The following is a 24,065-nucleotide window of genomic DNA, read 5'->3' as shown; positions in this document are numbered from 1 at the left end:
CCTAGTCCTTGCCTAACCTTCGCTCGCTACGTTTTCACACAGTCTGACAGTGGCGACCTTCGTATTTCACTACTCGATGATGTCATTTTAATGACATCTTGAGTGGCTATCGCTCTACGGCGGTATGTCCAGCCATTGCGTCCTGCAGTCCGAGGTAGTCCAGCAGAATTCTGCCGCTTTCCGAAAGGTAGGCATCGTCCTCTGGCTTTACCTTTTTCTCGTCAATGACCGGGATCGTTTCATCTTCCCGTTCGAGTTTGGCCAGCGGCTCCTCGCCTTTGGCCTTGCGCAGCGTATTTTCCAGCGCCAGTTGCCGCTTCTCGATGCCTTCCTGCTGCGCCCGGCGCTTCTCCTCGTTGAGGCTGACACTCGTCTCGTGCATGAGCTCCTGTGTGAGCGCGAGGCGATCACGGGTGAAAACGAAATCAGGGTGCTCGTTCGTGCGTGCTTCGTGGCGTGCCTTGAGTTCTGCGAGGAATGGTTTGAACGGATTGATCTCAGGATTGATCGCGGCGCGGATGCTGTCCCACGGCAGTGCTTCGGGCAGGGCGCTTTCGCCGATTTCCTTGGTGTCGACTTCGGCGGGATAAGAAATGTCGGGGATCACGCCCTGATGCTGGGTGCTTTGGCCGGAGACACGATAGAACTTGGCCAGCGTCAGCTTCAGCTCTCCATGATTGAGAGGCTGGACCGTTTGCACGGTGCCCTTGCCGAAGGTCTGGCCACCGACGATGAGAGCGCGATGATAATCCTGCATGGCGCCAGCGAAAATTTCCGACGCCGACGCTGACAGCCGATTGACCAGAACGGCAAGGGGGCCTTTGTAGAACGCGCCTTGCTGCTCGTCGGCAAGCACGTCGACACGCCCATCGCTGTTGCGTACCAGCACCGTCGGGCCCTGATCGATGAATAGGCCCGTCAGCTCCGTCGCCTCCTGGAGCGAACCACCGCCGTTATTGCGCAGATCGATGACGACGCCATCCACGTTTTCGTCTTTCAGCTCCGTCAGCAGCTTCTTCACGTCGCGGGTGGTGCTCTTGTAATCCTTGTCTCCGGCGCGCAGGGCCTTGAAATCAAGGTAGAAAGCGGGAATCTCAATGATTCCGAGCTTGTAGCTGCGGCCGTCCTGCTCCAGATTGAGCACCGATTTCTTCGCCGCCTGCTCTTCGAGCTTCACTGCTTCACGGGTAATGGCGACGATCTTGCTGCTTTGATCGTTCGGTGCGTTGCTTGCCGGGATGACTTCAAGGCGAACAACCGAACCCTTCGGACCGCGGATCAGCTTGACTACCTCGTCGAGGCGCCAGCCGATGACGTCGACCATTTCTTCGTCGCCTTGGCCGACACCAACGATCTTGTCGGCAGGGACGATCTGCTTGCTCTTCTCTGCGGGGCCAGCCGGGACCAGGCGCACGACCTTGACGTGCTCGTTGTCGCTCTGCAGCACGGCACCGATGCCTTCCAGGGAAAGGCTCATGTTGATGTCGAAGTTTTCCGCATTGTCGGGCGACAGGTACTGAGTGTGAGGATCATAGGACTGGGCAAACGCGTTGATGTAGGTCTGGAATACATCCTCGCCACGGGTCTGCTCCAGACGCGCCAGCTGATTCTTGTAGCGTTTGGTCAGCAACTCCTCGATGGCTTTGGGCGCTTTGCCGGCGATCTTCAATCGCAGAACCTCGTCCTTGACGCGTTTGCGCCATAGATCGTCCAGTTCCTTTTCGTCTTTGGGCCAGGCGGCATTTTCACGGTCGACCAGTAACTCTTCGTCGAGGGTGAAATCGAAGCTGTCCACGCCTTCGCTCAGCAGGCCTCGCGCGTATTCGAGCCGGCTCTGCAAGCGCTCAAGGTGCACCTTGTAGATCGCGAAGCCGGGCTCGAGATTGCCGTTCTTGAGGAAGTCGTCGAATTGATTGCGCCAGCCCTCGAACTCGGCAAGATCTCCCGCAGTGAAATAACTGCGCGACGGATCGAGCATTGCGATGTAGCTGTCGAAGATTTTTGCCGAGCGGGCGTCGTTAAGCGGGGGTTTGTTGTAATGATGGCGCTTGAGCAGTTCTACCACGTTGAGGCTGGCGATCACTTGGTCACGGTCGGGCTGCAAGTAATCCCAGTCATTTCCGTCGGCTGGCTTGGCCAGGGCGGTGTTGGCCTGAAGGCCTAGCAGCAAGGCTAGAAAACCGGCGGTCAATGATCGTTTCATTTCGAAGGGGCGACGCGAGGCTGGGTAATAACGCATATTAGGCCATCAATCAGGCGTCGAGCGGCATCCGCCCGACGGAATAACAACAGCCCGATGATACCTGGCGGCTAACACGCCGCGACAGAGATCGCATCAGCCGGCAGGCTAACCCCGGCGCCACGCCATACCGAATCGGCAATTCGTGGTAAGGGATAGCCATATGGTCTGATGCAGCAATTATCAGCGGCCTGCATCGCCGGCAAGTAACGGTTGAGCGGGCGCAGGTGTTAAGCACTATGGAGGCAGCATGAAGGCATTGCAAGGCGTCGAGGGGCAGGTCGAGTGGGTGGAGCGCGCCGCTCCGGTGTGCGGTGATGGGCAGGTAAGGATTCGGGTGGCGGCTGCCGGCCTGAATCGGGCCGATCTGTTGCAGCGTGCCGGGCATTATCCGCCGCCACCGGGCGTGACCGATATCCTGGGGTTGGAGTGTGCCGGTGTGATCAGTGAGGTAGGGCCCGGCGTTTCTCATCATATAGGCGACCGAGTCTGCGCCTTGCTGGCTGGCGGCGGCATGGCTGAGGAAGTAGTTGTCGATGCCCGTCACGTGCTTCCGGTGCCGCAAGGCCTTTCGCTGACGGAAGCTGCCGTGATTCCGGAAGTCTACGCTACTGCGTGGCTGAATCTGTTCCGCCTGGGCGCGCTACAACCTGGCGAGAAAGTCTTGCTTCACGCTGGCGCAAGCGGTGTCGGGTCGGCTGCCATCCAGTTATGCAAGGCGTTCGGCAGCCCGTGCTGGGTCAGTGTCGGTTCGGCGGAACGCCTGGCCTACTGCGAGTCGTTGGGCGCGAAGGGCGGCGTGCTGCGCAATGAGTCGCTGGAAGCGCTTCGTGACTTCGGTCCGTTCAATGTGATCCTTGATCCGGTCGGCGCCAAGTATGTGGCACTCAATACTCAGTTGCTTGCAACGGAAGGGCGCTGGGTGATCATTGGCATGATGGGCGGTCGCAAGGCCGAGATGGATTTGGGCGGCTTGCTGGCCAAGCGCATCCAGCTGATTGGCTCGACGCTGCGCAGTCGTAGTGCCGATGACAAGGCCGAGCTGCTCGCGGACATGCACGACCGGGTTTGGTCGTTGTTCGCCGATAAAACCCTCTCGCCGCGATTGGAGCGCAGCTTCCCGATCCGCGATGTGGAAGCTGCCTTCGCTGCGTTGGCTAGCAATCAAGTCTCGGGCAAGGTCGCGCTCGTTATCGACGAGAGTATCGAGTGATCGAATCCAGGCGGGCGCTCGCCTGGATCTTCCGAGTCAGGGCAGCTCGGCGCTCGAATAAAAGGCGCTGAGCACCTTGACCAGATGCGCCAGGTCCTGGCTGCCGGCCAGTTCGCGGATCGAATGCATACCAAAAGTCGGCAGCCCGATGTCCACGGTGCGTACGCCCAGCTGGCTGGCCGTGATCGGGCCGATGGTCGAGCCGCAACCCATGTCGCTGCGCGTGACGAAGCTCTGTACCGATACCTCGTTTTCCAGGCATAGATGCCGGAAGAAGCCGGCGGTTTCGCTGCTGGTGGCGTAGCGCTGATTGCTGTTGACCTTGATTACCGGGCCGGCATTGAGTTTCGGCCCGTGATTGCCGTCGTGCTTGTCGATGTAGTTGGGATGTACCGCATGGGCGTTGTCTGCCGAGATCAGCAGTGAGCGATTGATGCAGCGCTGGAATGCTTCTCCCTCGGGCAGTACACGACGCAGCACCTGCTCCAGAAACGGGCCATCGGCGCCGCACATAGAGGCCGAGCCCACCTCCTCGTGATCGGTACAGACCAGTACGCAGGTTTCGTCCGGGCCTGCCCGCAGCAGGGCTTGCAAACCAGCGAAGCAGGACAGCAGGTTATCCAGCCGCGCGCCAGCGATGAACTCGCCGTTCAGGCCGATAACCGCCGCGCCCTGGGTATCGTAGAAGCTCAGCTCGAAATCCAGCACCACATCGGCGACCAGGCCGTGTTCGCGGCTGAGCTGATCTGCCAGCAAGGCGCGGAAATCCGGGCTGTCTTCGCTGGCGATCTGCGCCAGAATCGGCGGAAGTTCGTTTTGCGGATTGATCGCCCAGCCTTGATTGGCGTCCCGGTTCAAGTGAATGGCGAGGCTTGGGATCACGGCGATGGGCAGCCTGAAATCAATCAGCTGGCTTTCGATCTTCCCGTCGCGGCTATAGGTGACACGGCCAGCCAGGGACAGATCGCGGTCGAACCAGGGCGCCAACAAGGCGCCGCCGTAAACTTCCACCCCCAACTGCCAGAAACCCTGACGCTGCAGCTCCGGTTGCGGCTTGACGCGCAGGCAGGGGCTGTCGGTATGAGCACCAACCAGGCGCGCGCCGTATTCGATGGCGGATTTCGTGCCGAGCTGGAAGGCGATGATCGCGGAGTCGTTACGAGTGACGTAATAGCGACCACCCGGCTCTGTATGCCAGGTTTCGCTTTCATCCAGCGCCTTGTAGCCGGCCGCCTGAAGGCTTAACGCAAGGCTGCGGGTGGCGTGAAACGGCGTTGGCGAGGCCTTGAGGTAATCGATCAGACCCTGGTTGAGTTCATTGCGCATGGGTAGCTCCGGACGGCAAGGCTGAAAAGTCTATCCCATCGGTGGAGTGGCTGCAGTCTTCGACGCTTTAGCGCGACGTTTCAGCCGGGCCGTGCAATGACCTCAAACATATGCCAGTGTTTGGCCCGTCCTATCGCAGTCTTTCCGTCATATTCGAATTCATTAAGTTCCAGTAGCTCCCAGCGTTCGAACCGACGTCGGAGCTGGTCTTGGCTGTGGATGCTGAGGCCCTTCGCCGCCCAGTCGTCTTGAGGTCCGAAAAAATGCCCGGTGAACAGACCACCTTGCCGTAGCGCCTGGGTGATTCGCATCCAGAAGTCGGCAAATGCCTCTGGTCGACAGAACGGCAGTGCGAAACTGGCATTTATGAAGTCCACTGTCGGCAACGGAGCGGCGTCCTCGAATGTCCGGCACAGTGCTGTGAGCGCACCGGGCGCATACGCAGCTGCCTGTTCCTGCAGAGCGCACAATGCCTCTGGGTCCCGATCGAGCGCGACGACCTTCCAGCCTGCACGAAGCAACGCCAAGCTATCGCGCCCGGCACCGCAGCCTAGATCCAGCGCCAGGCCGGGACTGTGCGCCCAAAGGTCGAGTGCTTTATGCAGGCTCGGGTGAGCTGGGGCGCCTCGGGTTGCATCGATGAAGCGAGTCATCAAAATGGCGCAGGGCAATCGAAGCGCATCCGCTCGCCACTCTGCGGGTGAGTCAGCACGAGCATGCTCGCATGCAGGCACAGTCGTTCATGGGCGTTCAACGCCTGTTCGTGAGCATAGAGGCGGTCGCCGAGTAGCGGATGGCCGATGGAAAGCATATGCACGCGCAACTGGTGGGAGCGGCCGGTAATGGGGGTCAGTTCGACGCGGCTGTAGTGACCGCAGCGCTCCAGGACGCGCCAGTAGGTCAATGCATGCTTGCCTTGTTCATGATCGACCACGTGCCGGGGCTTGGTTGGCGGGTCGTATCGCAGGGGCAGGTCGATACTGCCGCTGTCCTGTTCCGGTTCGCTCCAGCACAGCGCGGTGTAGGCTTTTTCCGTCTCGCGATCGTGGAATTGGCGCGACAACTCGCGGTGACTGTCGGCGTCGCGGGCGAGCACGATCAGGCCGGAGGTTTCCCAGTCCAGCCGATGCACGATGCGCGCTTCGGGGTAGCCATTTTCCTGCAGGCGGGTCACCAGGCAGTCACGGTTATCCTCGGCGCGGCCGGGTACCGAGAGTAGCAGGGTGGGTTTATTGATCACCAACAGAGCGGCGTCCTGGTGAAGAATCTGGATGTTGCTTAACGGCATCTGCGTTTCCCATAAACGAAGACGGCGACCCGTGGGTCGCCGTCCGTCAGAGGTTACTGAAAATCTATTCTGGAACTCGCGAGCTAGAGCCATGCAAGGCAAAAACAGGCGAGGAAGCGGAGTTTACTGTTGTAAATGAGCATTCCGAGCCTGTTTTTAACGCCGCAGGGCCGACGCGCAGCAGATCCAGGCAGATTTTTAACGATCCGGCAGGGTAATGTTCAATTCAAGGATCGAACAGCTGCCCTGATCTTCCAGTGCGACCTGCACCTGATCGCTTTCGATGTTCACGTACTTGCGAATCACCTCGACCAGCTCTTTCTGTAGAGCGGGCAAATAGTCCGGTTGCGTACGCTGGCCGCGCTCATGCGCAACGATGATCTGCAGGCGTTCCTTGGCGATGTTGGCGGGCGTTTCCTTCTTCTTGCGCTCACGAAAGAAGTCGAGAAGGTTCATTCGCGACCTCCGAACAATCGTTGCAGGAAGCCCTGCTTTTTAACGTCGAGGAAGCGATGGTTCACTTCTTTACCTAGCAGACGATCCACTGCGTCGCTGTACGCCTGGCCCGCATCGCTCTGGTCATCGAGGATGACCGGTACGCCCTGGTTGGAAGCCTTGAGTACCGCCTGGGATTCCGGAATGACACCCAGTAGGCGGATCGAGAGGATTTCCTCGACGTCTTCGACGCCAAGCATTTCGCCCTTGACCACACGCTCGGGGTTGTAGCGAGTCAGCAGCAGATGCTCCTTGATCGACTCTTCGCCGTTTTCGGCGCGACGGGATTTGCTGGCCAGCAGGCCCAGCATGCGGTCTGAGTCACGAACCGAGGAGACTTCCGGGTTGGTTACGACGATGGCCTCGTCGGCGTAATACATTGCCAGGTGAGCACCTTTCTCGATGCCGGCCGGGGAGTCGCAAATCACGAATTCGAAGGTCTTCGCCAGCTCATCGATCACCTTGCCAACGCCTTCGAGCGTCAGGGCGTCCTTGTCACGGGTCTGGCTGGCGGCCAGCACGTACAGGTTCTCGAGGCGCTTGTCCTTGATCAGGGCCTGGGTGAGGGTGGCGTCGCCTTGAATGACGTTGACGAAGTCATACACCACGCGGCGCTCGCAGCCCATGATCAGGTCCAGGTTACGCAGGCCAACGTCGAAATCTACGATGACGGTCTTGTGGCCGCGCAGAGCGAGGCCGGTACCGATGGCGGCGCTGGAAGTGGTTTTACCGACGCCACCCTTGCCGGAAGTGACTACGAGGATCTTGGCCAAGGTGATTCACCCTAAATATGAAGTCGGGACCGTAGCCAATTCGGCTCGCGGTACGCCCGTTTTGGTGCTTGAAAATTCGCGGCAGTATCCGTTAAAGGCGGGTGATGTTCAACACGTCGCCGGATAGCTTCATCTGTACGGCTTCGGTCCACAACGGGTCGCGTCGCAGGTCTTCGGCGACCTTGTAATGCCCGGCGATGGAGACCATTTCGGCAGCGAGCTGCTGACAGAAAATGCGTGCGTCGGTATCTCCCTTGATGCCGGCCAAGGCACGCCCGCGCAACGGACCGTACACATGGATGTTTCCATCGGCGAGAAGTTCCGCGCCCGGGCTGACGGCCGCCAGCACAATCAGATCGCCGCCTTGGGCATAGACCTGTTGGCCGCCGCGGATCGGTGTAGTGATTACGCGGGTAGGACGATAGGTCGGTTCGGCGGGTTTGGCCGGTGCCGTCGTCGTTTTGCTGGCGAGGTCCAGCTTGCGCTCCTTGGCACCGGACGGTGGCAATACGGGAAGGTCGAGCGCGGCCGCCGCCTCGATGATCTGTGGGTCGCCGGCGCGCAGCGCCAGGGTGCGCAGGCCGTGCTTGCGGCACAGAGCAATCAGGGCCGGAAGATCGAGATCGCAATCGGCGGGCAGTTTGTCCAGCGCGAGGACCAGCGGCGTGTTATTGAAAAAATCGGGCGCCTGCTCGACCTTCACGGCCAACTGACGATCGAGGCGGTCCAGGTCGTTCTGCGCCAACTCCAGCACGGTAATGGCAAGCATGCTGCCCTTGAGCTGGAACACGGGGGCTTGGTCGGAAAGGTCGGCTTGGCTCATGGTCTGCCTGCTGCGGTAAATGGCGAGGACTTATAGCGGGGGAGGCGTTGAGCTGCAAGCCACAAGCGGCCAGCGGCAAGAAAAAGCAACGCCAAGCCGAGCGACCAATCCGCTGTGGTCAATTCCCCGCTCCGGCAATTTTTGCTGCAAGGGCTTAGAATGCGCGCTTTTACCGGTTCGGGCTTGCCGATGGATCGTCCTCGTTTTCGCGCATCCTTTCTTCATCCGCGTTTCTGGCTGCTGTGGCTGGGACTGGCTTTGCTGTGGTTGGTGGTGCAGCTGCCTTACCGCGTTCTGCTGCTTCTGGGGCGCGGCCTCGGTGCATTGATGTACCGGGTTGCTCGCTCCAGGCGACAAATCGCTCGGCGCAACCTGCAGTTATGTTTCCCCGAGCTGAACGACAAGCAGCGCGAGCGACTGCTGCGCGAGAACTTCGCCTCGACCGGTATCGCCTTCTTCGAAATGGCGATGAGCTGGTGGTGGCCCAAGGATCGTCTGCAGAAGCTGGCGCATGTCGAAGGTCTCGAGCACCTGCAGCAGGCCCAGGCCGAGGGGCAGGGCGTGATTCTGATGGCGCTGCATTTCACTACGCTGGAAATCGGTGCGGCCTTGCTGAGTCAGCGTCACACCATCGATGGCATGTATCGCGAGCACAAGAATGCGGTGTTCGATTTCGTCCAGCGACGCGGGCGGGAGCGGCACAATCTCGACGCTAGCGCCATTGAGCGTGAGGACGTACGCGCGATGCTCAAGGTGCTGCGCGCCGGTCGAGCGATCTGGTATGCGCCGGATCAGGATTACGGTCGCAAACAGAGCCTGTTCGTCCCCTGGTTCGGCATCAACGCCGCAACCGTGACGGCTACTACCAAGTTCGCCCGCCTGGGCAAGGCACGCGTCGTGCCGTATACGCAGACGCGGCTCGCCGATGGCTCTGGCTACAGATTGGTCATTCACCCACCGCTGGTTGATTTCCCGGGTGAAAGCGAGGAGGCCGATTGCCGGCGCATCAACGAGTGGGTGGAGGGCGCGGTGCGGCAGCATCCCGAGCAATATCTGTGGGCCCACCGCCGCTTCAAGACGCGTCCAGAGGGTGAGCCAAGTCTTTACCGCAAGCTGCCGAAGAAGCCGATCACTCCGTAAGAATGCCATCGCGGAAGTCGCGCAGGGCCTGCTCGATTTCCTCGCGACTGTTCATTACGAACGGGCCGTACTGGACGATCGGCTCGCCAATCGGTTGGCCGGCCAGTAGCAGCACTTGCGCGCCAGTGCCGGATCTTAGTTGCAGTACGCCCTGGTCGGAGAGCCTGGCCAGCTGATTCTTGCTCAAGCGCTTCCCGGCGACTTCAATCTCTCCTTCGTATACGTACAGGATCAGCCGGTGGCCATCGACCAGCTGCGGATTGAGTTGGCTGCCGGCGGGCAGATGCAGATCGAACAGTTGCGGTTCGGTATCCGGTCGTTGCACGGCGCCTGGCTGATCCACCCCGTCGGCTTGGAACCGTCCGGCGATGACCACTGCTTCGATGCCGCTGGGCAAGGTGACGCGTGGGACTTCTGCTGGCGTGAAATCCCGATAACCCGGGTCGCCCATCTTGCTTTTCGCCGGCAGGTTCAGCCACAGCTGGAAGCCGCGCATCAAGCCTGCTTCCTGTTGCGGCATTTCGCTGTGGATCACGCCGCGTGCCGCAGTCATCCATTGCACGCCGCCGTTTTCGAGCAGCCCGACATTGCCAAGATGATCTTCGTGGCGCATGCGGCCCTCGATCATATAGGTCACGGTCTCGAAGCCGCGGTGCGGGTGTGGTGGGAAGCCGGCGATGTACTCGTCCGGGTTGTCGGAGCCGAACTCGTCGAGCATCAAGAACGGATCGAATCGCTCCGCTACGTCACCGCCGAACAAACGGGTCAGGCTGACACCGGCGCCATCGGAGGTGGCGCGACCGGTGCTGATTTCAAGAATCTCGCGCATGGGCATGGCATATCTCCAAGAAGGTTAAGTGAAGATTACTGCGACCCAGGCGATTGATTGATGCGAAATTCCCGAGGTTATTATCTGTTGATTCGATCACTCGCCAATCTGCAATTCCCGGGCTCGGGTGTAGACGTAGCGGACCTTTTCATATTCGAACGGCGAATTGAGCTGCCCGTAGCGAAGGCTGGTGGTGTGGCGGATGTCGATCAGCCGTAGCGCGGTAACGCCGAATTCGCCGCCGCTGGCTTCGGCATAGTCGAGATAGTCGACTTGGCGCTCCACGCCGAAGTCCATCACCTGCCCGGCGGTGTCTCGGAGATTGGAAGGCCCGAGCGCGGGCAGGATCAGGTAAGGCCCATGCGGAACGCCATAAAAGCCGAGCGTCTGGCCGAAATCCTCGTTGTAGCGCGGCAGGCCCATACGGGTCGCCGGGTCCCAGATGCCGCCAACGCCAATGATAGTGTTGAACAGCAAGCGCGCCGTGGTGCTCATCGCCCGCTGGCCCTTGAGCTGCGCCACGCTGTTGAACAGCGTCGGAATCTCGCCGAGATTGCTGAAAAAGTTGCTCACGCCGGTGCGCACGATCCGAGGCGTGACATAGCGGTAGCCGCGCACCGCCGGAAGCATCACCCACTGATCCAGGCGGTAGTTGAAGTAGTACATGCGCCGGTTCAGCGATTCCCAGGGATCGTGGATATCCAGCGCGTCGAAGGTTGCGCGCTCGAACTCACGCTGATCCAGCCCGGGATTGAATTTCAGATTGCTCAGCGGATGAGTGAAGCCGTCCTCGTCGGGGATCGGCGTCTGTGCATGGGCGATGCCGCTGGCCAAGAACAGCAATGCAAACAAATGACATCTAGCCACGGAAGAACTCCAGCATGTCTTGAGCATTGACCCGGTAATCGAGATTGCCGCAATGGCCGCCGCGCGGATACAGCGTCATGCGCTCGCCGAACGTCCGGCGCAGGAAGCCCAGATCGCCGGCACCCAGAATGATGTCGTCAGCGTTGTGCATGACGCCGATCTTCGGGCTGTCGCGCAGATAATCTTCCAGCGCATACAGGCTGACCTGTTGCACCAGTTGCGTCAGGCTTCCGCCATCCTGCTGGGCTCGCCACATGGGGATGAGTTGTTCGGTCATGTAGCAATCGAAGTCGCAGAGCAGGGCGCGGCGGAAGAACGGCTCGAGGCTGGTGCCCTCGTCGATCGGGTAGCCGGGCGGTACGATCAGCCCTCGGCGGTTGATCAGATCGGATGTGAAGACGATATCGGCAGCCGAGAAACGGAACGCCGAGCCGACCAGCATCGCCATTTGCTCGTCAGTCAGCCGCAGGGATGACTGCTGGAAATCGAACAGCAAAGCCTCATCGAGGTTGATCGCGCCTTTTTGCCGATAGTAGCGGGCGAGCTTTTCCAAAATGACTTGGTAAAACGTGGTGGTGCTGTCGATCGCCTCGACCTGGGTTTGCACCAGCTTGTCCAGATTGTTAATCGAGGTGTAGAGATTGACCGGCGGGTTGAGCATCAGAACCCGCTTGAAGTTGAAGCTCTGCCGCGTCTCATCGAGCTTGCTGACAAAGGCTGCGTTGAGCGCGCCGAGGCTGTAGCCGGTGAGATGGAACTCGGTGACAGGCAGGTCGTGCTGTTGCGCACGGACGGCTTGCATGACTCGATACATGTCTTTGGCATCGTCAGGGCTGTAACCTGGGGTGGCGTAACGTGAGGCGGCGGCGATGAAGTCGAAGCTGGTTGGCGAAGACAGTTGCACCACGTGATAGCCGGCCCCGTAGAACAGTCGCTTCAGCGACTCGGCTTTCGCCGCCGCGTAGCTCGCGCCGGTGCCCGAGATGATGAACATCAGCGGGGCAGGGCCAGGTTGCCGCGCCAAGCGGTAGGTCAGCCGTGTCACTGCCCAGAAATTTTCGGGAAGGATGAATTCCCGTTCGGGACGCAGACGCAGGCGATAGTCAGCCTGATCAATGTCGTCATCGCTGGGTACTTCGGCGCGCAGCTCCACGGGGGTCGTGGCGATGGTCGCTTCGAAGGGGTTGCTCAAGGGGTAGCCATACGCCTCAACGCTGATATCCGCAGCCTGGACAGGCGCGACGACCAACGTGAGCAGCGCGATCAAGCACAGCAGCAATCGCATGTAGGGAGCTCTCCTTAGCTGGCTTGGTGGCCGGCAAACTTCAGCATTGGGGGATCGGTCTTCGAGGTTGCCAGATTAAGCCGCAGGCGCATGCTGCCGTCATCTCTCCCGACAATGGGACGCCGCGAAAGGCATGGCGCGTTAGCCATTGACCACAAGCAAGCCGGCTGGTTGCAGGCTTCTTTGCTGCGTATGGAGAGCTTATGGGATAGGCGAGCCGATGCAAACGGCTCGGATCGGGCGAGTGGCTAGTGCATCTGTCAGGCTTGATGATGCAACCAGGCGTGAGCGGGGATCGGCTCACGAGGCGCCTGGCGCTTTTCCAGACGCTGCCAGATTTTCTCGTGGAAGTAGAAGCCGACCGAATTGCAGATGGGTTCGATGGCTGCCACCAGACCGCCCGCAGCGAGACTACCGGTCAAGGCATAGGTCACCGCGAAGGCAATACAGAAGTGCATCAGGGTGAAGGTTACGGTCTTGGTCATGGTAGGTCTCCAAATGCAGTCGAGAATGATTCTCTGTTGAATTGAAGTCTCGCTTCGCCACGCTGGTTTTGAAAATCGTCGTGCTTGATAAGCCATATAGATCGGCTCTATGCGTATCGACGAGCTTGCCGCAGGCCGTCTATTCCGGCCGTTTCGGAAAATAAAAACCAGACTATGGTCGGGTGGTGTTCGGTCTGTCCGGCTCTAAAGTAGCCGCCCCGCCTCATCAGTGGCGGTGATCGTGTGGAGACAGTCAATGAACAACGAAAATATCTACCGGCAGATCTATGCCAATCCGCGCTTCCAGGAGCTGGTCGCAAAGCGTGGCCGCTTCGCCTGGCTGCTGTCGGCCGTCATGCTCGGCGCTTATCTCGCATTCATCCTGCTGATCGCCTTCGAGCCAGCAATCCTCGGCGTGCCGCTTGCCGCCGATACCGTTACCACCTGGGGCATTCCGGTGGGCGTGGGTGTGATCTTCATGGCGTTCATCCTCACTGGCGTTTATGTCCAGCGTGCCAATGGCGAATTCGATCGCATCAACCAGGAAATCCTTAACGAGGCTCAGCAAAAATGATTGTGCGCTCAATACTGGCGGCCGCTCTGCTGCTCGCCTCGCCCTTGCTGATGGCGGACGCCCTGACCGGCGAAGTGCAGAAGCAGAGCGTCAACTACACAGCGATTGCCATGTTCGTTGCGTTCATCGTGTTCACCATGGGTATCACCAAGTGGGCCGCCAAACGCAACACATCCACCTCCGATTACTACACCGCTGGCGGTAGCATCACCGGCTTCCAGAACGGTCTGGCGATTGCCGGTGACTTCATGTCGGCGGCGTCTTTCCTGGGCATTTCCGCGCTGGTTTACACCAGTGGCTACGATGGTTTGATCTACTCCATCGGCTTTCTAGTCGGCTGGCCGATCATCCTGTTCCTGATGGCCGAACGCCTGCGCAACCTGGGCAAATTCACCTTTTCCGATGTGGCGTCCTACCGTCTCGGCCAAACCCAGATTCGCATTCTCTCCGCATTCGGTTCGCTAATCGTGGTGGCCTTCTACCTGATCGCGCAGATGGTCGGCGCCGGCAAGCTGATCCAGCTGTTGTTCGGCCTCGACTACTACGTCGCGGTTGTTCTGGTAGGCGTGCTGATGGTCATGTATGTGCTGTTCGGCGGCATGCTGGCGACGACCTGGGTGCAGATCATCAAGGCGGTGCTGCTGCTGTCAGGTGCCAGCTTCATGGCAATCATGGTGATGAAGGCGGTCAACTTCGACTTCGGCAGCCTGTTCGCCGAGGCCGTGAGCATCCATGAGAAGGGCGCTGCGATCATGAGCCCCGGTGGCCTGGTTTCCGATCCGATCTCTGCGATCTCGTTGGGTCTGGCATTGATGTTCGGCACCGCGGGTCTGCCGCATATCCTGATGCGCTTCTTCACCGTCGCTGACGCCAAGGAAGCGCGCAAGAGCGTGTTCTACGCCACCGGTTTCATTGGCTACTTCTACATACTTACCTTCATCATCGGTTTCGGCGCGATCCTGCTGGTCAGCACCAACCCCGAATTCAAGGACGCGGCGGGCGCCATCGTCGGCGGCACCAATATGGTCGCCATTCATCTTGCCAACGCCGTTGGCGGCAACCTGTTCCTCGGCTTCATCTCCGCGGTGGCCTTCGCGACTATCCTCGCGGTAGTGGCCGGTCTGACCCTGGCGGGCGCCTCGGCGGTTTCCCATGACCTTTATGCCTGCGTGATCAAGAAGGGCAAGGCCAAGGAAGAGGACGAGATGCGCGTCACCAAGATCACCACTCTGACTCTGGGCGTCGTGGCGATCCTGCTGGGCATCATCTTCGAGAAGCAGAACATCGCGTTCATGGTGGGTCTGGCGTTCTCGATCGCGGCCAGTTGCAACTTCCCGGTGCTTTTCCTTTCCATGTACTGGAAAGGCCTGAGCACTCGCGGTGCGTTGATCGGTGGTTCGTTAGGTCTGGCCACCGCGCTGATCCTGACCATCATCAGTCCGACCGTGTGGGTCGACGTGTTCGGTTATGCCGAGGCGATCTTCCCCTACAAGTATCCGGCGCTGTTCTCGATGATCGTCGCGTTCGTTGGGATCTGGTTCTTCTCGGTCACCGACAAGTCCAAGGCGGCGGGGCTTGAACGCGAGCGTTTCTTCTCGCAGTTCGTGCGGTCGCAGACCGGTCTGGGTTCCAGTGGTGCAGTCGCTCACTGACAGCTGATCGAGCATTGAACGAAGGGCAGCCCAAGGGCTGCCCTTCGTCGTTTCGGTACGGGTGAAGGCGCTCTGGACTGGATTGGCGGCATCAATCGGGCTTGGAACATGCCCGTCATTCAGCATTTCGATAGAGGCCGGAGCGCGCCTCGGCTTTCGCTAGACTCGTAGCGACTCAACGAACAAGAAGGCAACAACGATGCAAAACCGCATGATGGTCACGGGTGCCGGTTCCGGCCTTGGTCGTGAAATCGCCCTGCGCTGGGCGCGTGAGGGCTGGCAGTTGGCGCTCTCGGACGTCAACGAGGCCGGTCTGGCCGAGACCCTGAAAATGGTGCGCGAGGCGGGAGGCGATGGTTTTACCCAACGCTGTGATGTGCGCGACTACAGCCAGCTAACTGCACTGGCGCAGGCTTGCGAGAGCAAGCTCGGCGGTATCGACGTGGTGGTCAACAATGCCGGTGTTGCGTCCGGTGGCTTCTTCGAAGAGCTCTCGCTGGAAGATTGGGACTGGCAGATCGCGATCAACCTGATGGGCGTGGTCAAGGGCTGCAAGGCGTTCCTGCCTCTGGTGCAGAAGAGCCGCGGCAAGATCATCAACATCGCCTCTATGGCCGCGCTGATGCAGGCGCCGGGCATGAGTAACTACAACGTGGCCAAGGCCGGCGTGGTGGCGCTGTCGGAAAGTCTGCTGGTCGAACTGAAGCAGCAGGAAGTGGGCGTCCATGTGGTTTGTCCGTCGTTCTTTCAGACCAACTTGATGGATTCCTACCGCGGGCCGACGCCGAACATGAAGGCGCAGATCAGCAAGCTGCTCGAAGCATCGCCGATCACCGCCGCGGATATCGCCGACTATATGTATCGGCAGGTCGCAGAAGGCGTGTTCATGATTCTGCCGCACGACGAAGGGCGCATGGCCTGGAAGATCAAACAGCAGAACCCGCAAGCCATCTACGATGAGATGGCTGCGCTGGCGGAGAAGAAGCGTAACAAGAGCAGAACCTGACCATCCGGTCCGTTTTGCTTGCCGTGATCTGGGGTCGGGAGTAGGGTTGCCGGTCCGATCCCAGTCCGACCCATGGATTCACTGTGAAAAACCCATCCCGCTGGCTTCTCATGCTGGCTCTGGTGCTTGCCGCCATCAATCTTCGCCCCGGAATCACTTCCTTCGCTCCCTTGATCGAACGCATCGCCGAAGAGCTGAACCTCAGCCGCGGTCTGATCAGCCTGACCACGGCCTTGCCGGTTCTCTTGATGGGGCTGCTGGCTCCCCTCGCGCCGCGTCTGGCCATGCGTTTCGGGCTGGAGCGGACCATTGCCCTGTGTCTGGGCGTCATCGGTGTGGCGTTGGTGCTGCGTCTGTTCGGCGAGAGTGCCGCAGTATTGATCGGCACGGCGGCGATGGTCGGCGCCGGCATCGCGGTTGCAGGGCCGCTGCTGTCGGGCTTCATCAAGCGTCATTTTCTCGATCGCATGGGCAAAACCGCAGCCTTTTATTCGCTGAGCATGGCCGTGGGCGGCACCATCGGCGTCGTGCTGACGGCGCCTGCGACGCAATTGCTGGACCAGCGCTGGACTTTGGGCCTGTCGCTCTGGGCCATTCCGGCCGTGTTGGCGCTGGCGCTGTGGTGGCGGTTGCCGAGCCAGCAGGAGGCGGCCGTCGAGCGCCAGGCCGGATTGCCTTGGAGCGAGCCGCGGGCCTGGTTGGTGAGTATCTATTTTGCGCTGCAGGCGGGGCTGTTCTACGCCCTGGCCACCTGGTTGGTGGCGCGCTATCACGAAGCCGGTTTCAGCGTGCTGCAGAGCAACGCGTTCTTCAGCGGCTTCATGCTGATTGGCTTGCCCAGCTCGTTCGCCATGCCCTGGCTGGCGCAGCGCTTCGGCAATCGGCACCTGTTAATGTCGGGCTGTGGCTTGCTGGCGACGGTCTGTCTGTTGATCATCGCCTGGGTTCCGCAGGTCCAGCCGCTGGTGGTCTGCATGCTATTGGGTGTGGCTTTGAACGGCACTTTTTCCATGTCGCTGGTGCTGCCGATGTACGAAGCAAGCACGCCGCTGGCTGTGAGTCGCCTGACTGCGATGATGCTCTGCACCGGTTACTGCCTGGCCTGCTTCACGCCCGTGCTGACCGGACTGGGGCGTGACATCGCCGGCGACTACCGCTGGCCGTTCCTGGTGCTGGCTGGCATGTCCGCCGTGATGTGCGTCCTTGCCTTGCGTCTGGCTCCACGGCGCGATCTGGCTGCGGCTACGGCGAGCTGAGACTCGAATATCGCGACGAGGTGTGGTCTACGTCACCCCTACGTCGAGTGAGGATGCGTTGCCGTTAGTGGATGATGGAACGCCGGATGGATTTGGTTAACATGTCGGGCTTTCGCCTGGAGTGTCCTTGTGGAGCCGGAATCCATCGTCTACGGCAGCATCCGCGACTGGCCATCGGTCGACGCTGAACAGTGTCGCCTGCGTCGCACCGTCAACCGCCGTGCACTGGACAGCCTGCCGCAGGGGGAGGGGTGGCCCTTCATCGGGCGGGAAATGTTTTCCTGCTGCGCGGAGGAGGGCGTCTATCAGACCCAGGTCATCCACTTCGGCGCCAGTTATCGCGCGGTCGAGTACGAGTGGGCGTTATGGGTGCGCAACTTCGAGGCGCTGCTCAGCGAACTCTACTGGACCAGCGCGGTGGTCCATCTGGAAACCGAACTCAACGGCACGCACACCTTCCGCTGGGAAACCGAAAGCGGCACGCATAGCCCTCATCAGCGCGATCTGCGGATGCGTTGCGCCTGGGAGCGCGACGGCGGCGTGCTGGGCTGAGCGTCAGTCCTCCAGCCACTCCTTCGGCACGTCGCTTCTGAGCGCTAACTGACACTGTTGGTGATCCGCATCGAACACGATCACCGCCGTACCCTTGCTCAACGCCCGGCGTACCCGTTCGACACGGGTCTGCAGCGGCGTCTCGTCGCCATTGTCGGTGCCATCGCGGGTCACGAAGTCCTCGATGAGGCGGGTCAGGGTGTCGGGTTCGAGTTGGTCGTAAGGAATGAGCATGGAGTCGGATCAGATTGGATGGTCGGGTTCGGTGATCGGCTCGTTGAGAAAGCGATCCAGGCAAGCATACAGCTGCTCACTCTCCAGCGGCTTACCGATGAAGTCGTTCATCCCTGCATCGCGGCCTTGCTGGCGATGATCGTCGAGGACATGAGCGGTAAGCGCGATGATCGGCACTTCTTCCAAGCCCTGTTCAGCCTCGATGCGGCGGATCTGCCGGCTCGCTTCGAAACCGTCCAGTTCCGGCATCTCGCAGTCCATCAGGATCAATTGAATGGCGGAAGGGTTCTCGCTGTAGGTCGTCACGGCGAGGCGTCCGTTCTCGACGATCAGCACTTCGTAACCGCGTTTGCGCAGTAGACCCGACACCACCATCTGGCTGACCGGATTGTCTTCGGCAATGAGGACACGCGAGCACGACTTCGTCTCGTTTACGCGTGGCGCGACCGCCTCGATTGCAGGGTTCGCTGGCTGGTAGAGCCGATGTAGCGCCTCGCGTAGCGGGCCGAGTGGGAGCGGCAATGACAGGTTGACCAGCCGGAGCGCTGGCGCCAGAACCGGATACTCGCTCTGCGGTGGGTAGAGAAACATGACCCGCTGGTTCGGCTCGAGCTGGTTGCTCAGCGTCGCCAGCCAATCCCGCGGCTTGCCGGGCCATGGCGCTATCACGACCACCAACGGTGCGACGGCATGGTCGTCGAGGTAGCGGGACAGCCGTTGCGGCTCTTCGCAGCGCAGTACACGCATGCCCCAGCGCATGAGCAGGTTGCTCATGGCATCGAGCCCATGAGCGTCCTGGGACGCGATCACCGCGGTTCGGCCTTCGAGCAGGGCGGCGAGCGGATCATGGTTGTCGCCGGCATCGCACAGTGAGATGTCGAAGCTGAAGCGGCTGCCCTGGCCAGGTGCGCTCTGCACGTCGATCTGGCCGCCCATCATTTCCACCAGCTCCTTGCTGATCACCAGTCCCAGGCCGCTTCCGCCGTAGCGCCGGGTAGTGCTCGAATCGGCCTGGGCGAAAGAGACGAACAGTTGCGAGAGCTCCTCGGCGCGCATGCCGATGCCGCTATCGGTCACGGAAAACACCAGCCTTCGCGCATCGGCCGGGCCTTGGGCCTCCACCTCGAGCATGACGCAGCCGTGCTCGGTGAATTTCAATGCGTTGTTGAGCAGGTTCATCAATACCTGCTTGAGCCGGGTCGGATCACCTCGTACTCGCCTAGGCACGCCAGCGGTGAGGCCAACATGCAACTGGAGTTGTTTGTCCAGCGCTTGGGCCGTGAACAGGCTGATGGTTTCTGATATCAGCGCTTCCAGATCGTATTCGATGTCTTCGAGGACCAGCTTGCCAGCGCCGATCCGTGCATAGTCCAGGATGTCGTTGATCACTGACATCAACGAGGAACTGGAACTGGCGATGGTGTCGAGATAGAAGCGCTGTTTGCGATCCAGCGAGGTGCCGCGCAACAGCTGCAGCATGCCGATTACGCCGTTGAGTGGGGTGCGGATCTCGTGACTCATCTTTGCCAGAAAGCGGCTTTTCGCCTGATTCTCGCTTTCGGCCCGCGCGGCGGCCTGGCGAGACCGAAAGCCTTCTTCCTTGAGTAGATTGATTCGGTCGGCCAGGCCGATGGACAACGTGATCAGTTCGAAGGCGATGCCGACCTTGACCACCGAGGAGCCGTACAGACCGAACAGGTTGAAGCCCAGGGACCCGGCGGTGACGATCGCGAAGGTCGCCAGCAACACGCCCCAGGCCAGGGTGTAATAGAGACCATAGCGAACACCGCGGCGCCAGACGAACGCTCCGGTCAGTAACAGGCCGATTGAGGAGCCGATCACCATGACGCTGGACAGGATGCTCCAGGTTCTCATGTCGAGCACCAGCCCGGACAGGAGCGCCCCAAGTGACGCCACGAGCGCCACACGCAGCGTGAGATCGAGCCTTGGAAAGTACTCGCGGGTATGCAGGAAGTGGCGACTGAACTGGATCGAGACCAGGCAGTGGCTGAGCATCAGCGCATAGATGCCCTGGGTGACGAAGCCGCCGTCACCGCTCAGCCATTTGACCAGCATGCCGTCGAAGCTGAGCGTGAACAGCCCGACGTTGAGGTTGTAGACCAGGTACCAGAAGTAGGCCGGCTCGCGAAGCGACAGAAACAGGAAGAAGTTGTAGCAGAACATCGCGAAAAGCACGCCGTAGAAGGCTCCGGCGAGGCCCATTGTCTCTTCGGCTGCGGCTGCGTTCGCTGCATAGCTACTGAAGTAAAGCGGGACATACAGCGTGCTGGTGCTCTGCACGCGCAGGAGCAGCGTCGATGTGCCGGGCTGCAGATCGACCGGGAACCAGAAATTGCTGACCTTGACCGATCGCTCACTGAAAGGGTGACTATCGCCGGATTGCTGTCGGCTTATGCTGCCATCGGGATGCCGCAGATACAGGTCGATGTGGTCGAGTAGGGGGTAGTTGATTTCGAAGAAGCCGCCGATGGACTCGCTCAGCTGGTTGTCAAGTTCTACCCGAAACCACCATGCGGCGCTGTTCTTGCCCTTGTTGGGGTGGATGCCGGTGACCGGTTCGAAAGTCTTGTCCGCCAGCTCGAACACTTCGGCGACGTCCAGCTCTGCGGCCGGATCGCGCAGGAAATAGGTCCAGTTGCCAAGCGGTTGGCGGAATTCGTCCGAGCCCACTGGGACCGGGGTGGAAGCCCAGACCTGGGCAGACAGGCAGAACAGGAAGATGGCCAGGCAAAGACGCGGCAGCATGTAGGGACCCGGAGTGGTGCAAGTCGCAGCGGATCAAGCGAAGCAGTCCAATCGCGAACAGTGCGCGGTTTATACGCAAATGGCAAAACCAGCATTGTCCGGCTGGTTTGCAGATCCATGAATATCAGTGGCTTGCGACTTTGCCCGTATCGCCGATTCATCGCAATTGGCAAACGCCTCAACTTGGCGGCACATCATGAAACCTGGACGTCAACCGTCGGTTCGCTTGTCGAGAATCGAGTCGACTGGCGGTACTCGCGTGTCATTTTCCATCTGGGTCTCGTGTTCGAGCTGATGACTGAAGCTTTCCAGGGTCCCTTGGCCGCTGTGAGCATCGCTGGCGAACACGGGCGGGCTGAGCAGGTAACTGCATATCAGGCGGCTCATCGCGGCCAGGCTGTCGATATGGGTTCGCTCGTAGCCATGGGTCGCATCGCAGCCGAAGGCGAGCAGGGCGGTACGGATGTCGTGCCCGGCAGCGACCGCCGATTGTGCGTCGCTGTGGTAGTAGCGGAATAGATCACGGCGCACCGGTATGTTATGGCCTTCGGCCAACCTGATCAGGTGCCGGGACAGATGGAAGTCGTAAGGCCCGCCGGAATCCTGCATCGCGACCGTGACGGCGTGCTCGCTGGACTCCTGACCCTTGGCTGTCGGCGCGATGTCGATGCCGACGAATTCGCTGACATCCCAAGGTAGCGCGCCCGCAGCACCGGAGCCGGTTTCCTCGGTGATGGTAAATAGCGGATGACAATCGATTGGCAGCTCCTGACCGCTCTCGACCAGCGCCTTCAACGCCGTCAGCAGGGCGGCAACGCCAGCCTTGTCATCCAGATGCCGTGCGCTGATGTAGCCACTGTCGGTGAACTCCGGCATCGGATCGAACGCGACGACATCTCCAATATTGATCCCCAGCGCAAGGGTATCGGCGCGGCAGGTGGTATGGGCATCCAGACGCAGCTCGACGTGATCCCAGCTGATCGGCATCTTGTCGACCTCCGTATTGAACGCATGCCCAGACGCGAGCAATGGCAATACGCTGCCGCGAATGACGCCGGTATCGGTAAAGACGCTGACGCGGCTGCCTTCGGCAAAACGGCTCGACCAGCAGCCGACCGGTGACAGACCCAGCCGGCCCGTTTCATGAATTTCGCGAACGCTGGCGCCGATGGTGTCGAGGTGCGCCGCGATGGCGCGGTCCGGACTGTCCTGGCGACCTTTGAGCGTCGCGCGGATGGTGCCGCGACGGGTCAGCTCGAATGGAATCCCGAGCTCCTTCAAGCGTTCGGCGACGTATCGCACGATGGTGTCAGTGAAACCGGTGGGGCTTGGGATGGCCAGCGTTTCCAGCAACACGCGTTGCAGGTAGTTGAGATCGGGCTCTGGAAGTTTTGCAGTCATGGTCATTCCTTGTGGGGCAAAAGGCTGCCGCCATGCGGTTGAATGAATGCGGGTATGGGTGCCGCGGGGGAGCATGGCGCCCCGAGAGGCGGTGTTCGCCTCTCGGAATTGCCGTCAATGAGTGTTATGGCTGAGCGGAAACAGCAGATCGATGAACCGCTCCGCAGTCGGCTGCGGATGATGGTTGGCCAGGCCGACACGCTCGTTCGCCTCGATGAAGACATACTCCGGCTGATCAGCCGCCGGTACCAGCAGATCCAGCCCGACCACGGGGATATCCAGCGCGCGCGCCGCACGAACGGCGGCATCGATCAGCTCGGGATGCAGCTGATCGGTGACATCCTCGAGCGTACCGCCGGTGTGCAGATTAGCGGTGCGACGGACTGCCAGATGCTGGCCTCGCGGCAGCACGCTGTCGTAGTCGTAACCGGCATCTTCAATGCAACGCTGGGTTTCTTCGTCCATCGGAATGCGGCTTTCACCGCCGGTGGCAGCTTGGCGTCGGCGGCTCTGGGTTTCGATCAGCTCGCGAATGCTATGACTACCGTCGCCGACGACCTCGGCAGGTCGCCGAATGGCGGCTGCGACCACTTCATAGCCGATCACCACGATGCGCAGATCGGCGCCCGGGTGGTAGCTCTCGATTAACACGCGCTGATCGAACTGGCGTGCGCGGGCGATGGCTTCTTCGACGTCTTCGATGCGGCGCAGGTCCACCGATACGCCGTGGCCCTGTTCGCCATCGACCGGCTTGACCACCACGCTGCCATGTTCCGCGAGAAACGCCGCATTGCTGTCCTCGTCGTCCGCCAGTTGCTGCGCGGGAAGCTTCAAGCCCGCCCGGGCCAGCGTGCGATGGGTCAAACTTTTGTCCTGGCACAGCGTCATGCTCACGGCCGAGGTCAGGTCGGACAGCGACTCGCGACAGCGTACTTTCCGGCCGCCCTGGGTCAGGGTGAAGAGACCGGCTTCGGCGTCATCAATGTTGATCTCGATGCCGCGCCGCCGGGCCTCGTCGACGATGATGCGGGCGTAGGGATTCAGTTCGGCTTCCGGGCCCGGGCCGAGAAACAGGGACTGGTTAATGGTGTTCTTGCGCTTGACGGTGAAGGTCTGCAGATCGCGGAACCCAAGTTTGGCGTAGAGCGCCTTGGCCTGCTTGTTATCGTGCAGCACGGATAGATCGAGATAGGCCAGACCGCGACCCATGTACTGCTCGATCAGATGGCGAACCAGCGCCTCGCCAACACCGGGACGTGTGCAACTCGGTGCCACCGCCAGACACCAGAGACTTGACCCGTTCTCCGGATCGTTGAATGCGGTGTGATGGTTGATGCCCATGACGCTGCCGACGATCTGCCCGGAGTCGTCATCCTCGGCCAGCCAATAGACCGGCCCACCTTGCTCACGTGGCGTGCACAGCTCGGGATTGACCGGCAGCATGCCGCGCGACTGATACAGACAGTTGATTGCCTTCCAGTCCGCCTCGCTCTGCGCACGGCGGATGCCGAAACCGCGAAAGCTGCGGTGGGCAGGGCGGTAGTCAGTGAACCAGATGCGCAAGGTATCGGACGGGTCGAGAAACAGTTGCTGCGGTGCATAGGCGAGCACCTGATGGGGCGCGGCGACATAGAGCGCGATATCGCGTTCACCGGCTTGCTCATCCAGCAGGGCTGCGGCCAAGTCAGCCGGGTCGGAATAGGTGTGGCCGACGAGAATGCGGCCCCAGCCACAATGCAGCGTGACCGGCCCTTGGGGTTCGTCCTGGCCATCTTCGGCAAACCGCGCCTGCAGCCGCTCATAGGTGGGTGTCTGGCCGCGCAACAATCGCTGTCCGTAAGCTTGAGACTTCTGCATGGTG

The 24,065-nt window shown here is 60.6% G+C and carries 22 protein-coding genes; 7 read left to right on the top strand and 15 right to left on the bottom strand.

Annotation, left to right across the window (positions count from 1 at the left end; genetic code table 11):
* Window positions 1-106: 106 nt before the first annotated feature.
* On the bottom strand, window positions 107-2,203 hold the full coding sequence (locus NA645_RS19575) for a carboxy terminal-processing peptidase (RefSeq protein ID WP_256050334.1): 2,097 nt from the start codon (window positions 2,201-2,203) through the stop codon (window positions 107-109).
* A gap of 286 nt (window positions 2,204-2,489) precedes the next feature.
* On the opposite strand from NA645_RS19575, the gene NA645_RS19570 reads away from it, so the two are divergent.
* Window positions 2,490-3,452 (top strand): NAD(P)H-quinone oxidoreductase, encoded by a 963-nt coding sequence (locus NA645_RS19570; RefSeq protein ID WP_256050333.1) that lies wholly within the window; start codon window positions 2,490-2,492, stop codon window positions 3,450-3,452.
* Window positions 3,453-3,488: 36 nt separating this feature from the next.
* Here the strand turns inward: NA645_RS19570 and NA645_RS19565 are convergent, their stop codons facing one another.
* The 6 genes from NA645_RS19565 to minC form a co-directional block, all read right to left on the bottom strand.
* Complete coding sequence (locus NA645_RS19565) at window positions 3,489-4,778, bottom strand: M18 family aminopeptidase (protein WP_256050332.1); 1,290 nt, start codon at window positions 4,776-4,778, stop codon at window positions 3,489-3,491.
* A gap of 80 nt (window positions 4,779-4,858) precedes the next feature.
* Entirely contained in the window at window positions 4,859-5,431 is a 573-nt protein-coding gene (locus NA645_RS19560) for a class I SAM-dependent methyltransferase (protein WP_256050331.1), read from the bottom strand.
* Window positions 5,431-6,066, bottom strand: a complete 636-nt coding sequence (locus NA645_RS19555) for an RluA family pseudouridine synthase (RefSeq protein ID WP_256050330.1) — start codon at window positions 6,064-6,066, stop codon at window positions 5,431-5,433. Before NA645_RS19555 ends, NA645_RS19560 begins: the two co-directional genes overlap by 1 nt.
* Before the next feature lie 198 nt (window positions 6,067-6,264).
* Entirely contained in the window at window positions 6,265-6,522 is a 258-nt protein-coding gene (gene minE / locus NA645_RS19550; protein ID WP_131650376.1) for a cell division topological specificity factor MinE, read from the bottom strand.
* Entirely contained in the window at window positions 6,519-7,334 is an 816-nt protein-coding gene (gene minD / locus NA645_RS19545) for a septum site-determining protein MinD (protein WP_131650377.1), read from the bottom strand. The genes minE and minD overlap by 4 nt, the downstream gene beginning before the upstream one ends.
* 91 nt (window positions 7,335-7,425) lie before the next feature.
* Entirely contained in the window at window positions 7,426-8,157 is a 732-nt protein-coding gene (gene minC, locus NA645_RS19540) for a septum site-determining protein MinC (protein ID WP_256050328.1), read from the bottom strand.
* A gap of 189 nt (window positions 8,158-8,346) precedes the next feature.
* Here minC and NA645_RS19535 point away from each other — a divergent pair, with 189 nt between their 5' ends.
* Window positions 8,347-9,297, top strand: coding sequence for a lipid A biosynthesis lauroyl acyltransferase (locus NA645_RS19535; protein WP_256050337.1), 951 nt, complete (start codon window positions 8,347-8,349; stop codon window positions 9,295-9,297).
* On the opposite strand, the gene NA645_RS19530 is transcribed toward NA645_RS19535, so the two are convergent.
* The 4 genes from NA645_RS19530 to NA645_RS19515 all read right to left on the bottom strand — a co-directional run bounded on the left by NA645_RS19530 (window position 9,287) and on the right by NA645_RS19515 (window position 12,763).
* A complete protein-coding gene (locus NA645_RS19530; RefSeq protein WP_256050327.1) occupies window positions 9,287-10,132 on the bottom strand; it encodes a pirin family protein in 846 nt (281 codons plus the stop codon). The genes NA645_RS19535 and NA645_RS19530 overlap by 11 nt on opposite strands.
* A 90-nt stretch (window positions 10,133-10,222) precedes the next feature.
* Window positions 10,223-11,020 (bottom strand): MlaA family lipoprotein, encoded by a 798-nt coding sequence (locus NA645_RS19525; RefSeq protein ID WP_423836588.1) that lies wholly within the window; start codon window positions 11,018-11,020, stop codon window positions 10,223-10,225.
* A complete protein-coding gene (locus NA645_RS19520) occupies window positions 10,986-12,278 on the bottom strand; it encodes a serine/threonine protein kinase (protein WP_256050326.1) in 1,293 nt (430 codons plus the stop codon). Before NA645_RS19520 ends, NA645_RS19525 begins: the two co-directional genes overlap by 35 nt.
* A 260-nt stretch (window positions 12,279-12,538) precedes the next feature.
* Entirely contained in the window at window positions 12,539-12,763 is a 225-nt protein-coding gene (locus tag NA645_RS19515) for a DUF2061 domain-containing protein (RefSeq protein WP_256050325.1), read from the bottom strand.
* Between the two features lie 256 nt (window positions 12,764-13,019).
* Here NA645_RS19515 and NA645_RS19510 point away from each other — a divergent pair, with 256 nt between their 5' ends.
* The 5 genes from NA645_RS19510 to NA645_RS19490 all read left to right on the top strand — a co-directional run bounded on the left by NA645_RS19510 (window position 13,020) and on the right by NA645_RS19490 (window position 17,803).
* Complete coding sequence (locus NA645_RS19510) at window positions 13,020-13,337, top strand: DUF485 domain-containing protein (RefSeq protein WP_131650383.1); 318 nt, start codon at window positions 13,020-13,022, stop codon at window positions 13,335-13,337.
* A complete protein-coding gene (locus NA645_RS19505) occupies window positions 13,334-14,989 on the top strand; it encodes a cation acetate symporter (RefSeq protein WP_256050324.1) in 1,656 nt (551 codons plus the stop codon). The genes NA645_RS19510 and NA645_RS19505 overlap by 4 nt, the downstream gene beginning before the upstream one ends.
* A 199-nt stretch (window positions 14,990-15,188) precedes the next feature.
* Window positions 15,189-15,995: an SDR family oxidoreductase gene (locus tag NA645_RS19500; RefSeq protein WP_197445711.1), complete on the top strand. Its 807-nt coding sequence runs from the start codon at window positions 15,189-15,191 to the stop codon at window positions 15,993-15,995.
* Between the two features lie 110 nt (window positions 15,996-16,105).
* A complete protein-coding gene (locus NA645_RS19495) occupies window positions 16,106-17,251 on the top strand; it encodes a CynX/NimT family MFS transporter (RefSeq protein ID WP_256050335.1) in 1,146 nt (381 codons plus the stop codon).
* Window positions 17,252-17,380: 129 nt separating this feature from the next.
* Window positions 17,381-17,803 carry a hypothetical protein gene (locus NA645_RS19490; protein WP_256050323.1) on the top strand — a complete coding sequence of 141 codons (423 nt, stop codon included), beginning with the start codon at window positions 17,381-17,383 and terminating at the stop codon, window positions 17,801-17,803.
* Window positions 17,804-17,806: 3 nt separating this feature from the next.
* On the opposite strand, the gene NA645_RS19485 is transcribed toward NA645_RS19490, so the two are convergent.
* The 4 genes from NA645_RS19485 to ngg form a co-directional block, all read right to left on the bottom strand.
* Window positions 17,807-18,037 carry a YheU family protein gene (locus tag NA645_RS19485; RefSeq protein ID WP_131650387.1) on the bottom strand — a complete coding sequence of 77 codons (231 nt, stop codon included), beginning with the start codon at window positions 18,035-18,037 and terminating at the stop codon, window positions 17,807-17,809.
* Window positions 18,038-18,046: 9 nt separating this feature from the next.
* On the bottom strand, window positions 18,047-20,803 hold the full coding sequence (locus NA645_RS19480) for a hybrid sensor histidine kinase/response regulator (RefSeq protein ID WP_256050322.1): 2,757 nt from the start codon (window positions 20,801-20,803) through the stop codon (window positions 18,047-18,049).
* Between the two features lie 210 nt (window positions 20,804-21,013).
* Window positions 21,014-22,204, bottom strand: a complete 1,191-nt coding sequence (locus NA645_RS19475; RefSeq protein WP_256050321.1) for an osmoprotectant NAGGN system M42 family peptidase — start codon at window positions 22,202-22,204, stop codon at window positions 21,014-21,016.
* Window positions 22,205-22,318: 114 nt separating this feature from the next.
* Window positions 22,319-24,061 (bottom strand): N-acetylglutaminylglutamine synthetase, encoded by a 1,743-nt coding sequence (gene ngg, locus NA645_RS19470; RefSeq protein WP_256050320.1) that lies wholly within the window; start codon window positions 24,059-24,061, stop codon window positions 22,319-22,321.
* Window positions 24,062-24,065: the final 4 nt, after the last annotated feature.

This window comes from Stutzerimonas stutzeri (genome assembly GCF_024448955.1).
Taxonomy (GTDB): Bacteria; Pseudomonadota; Gammaproteobacteria; order Pseudomonadales; family Pseudomonadaceae; genus Stutzerimonas; species Stutzerimonas stutzeri_AQ.
The sequence above is the reverse complement of the archived record's forward strand: the minus strand, read 5'-3'. Positions and strand labels throughout refer to the sequence as shown.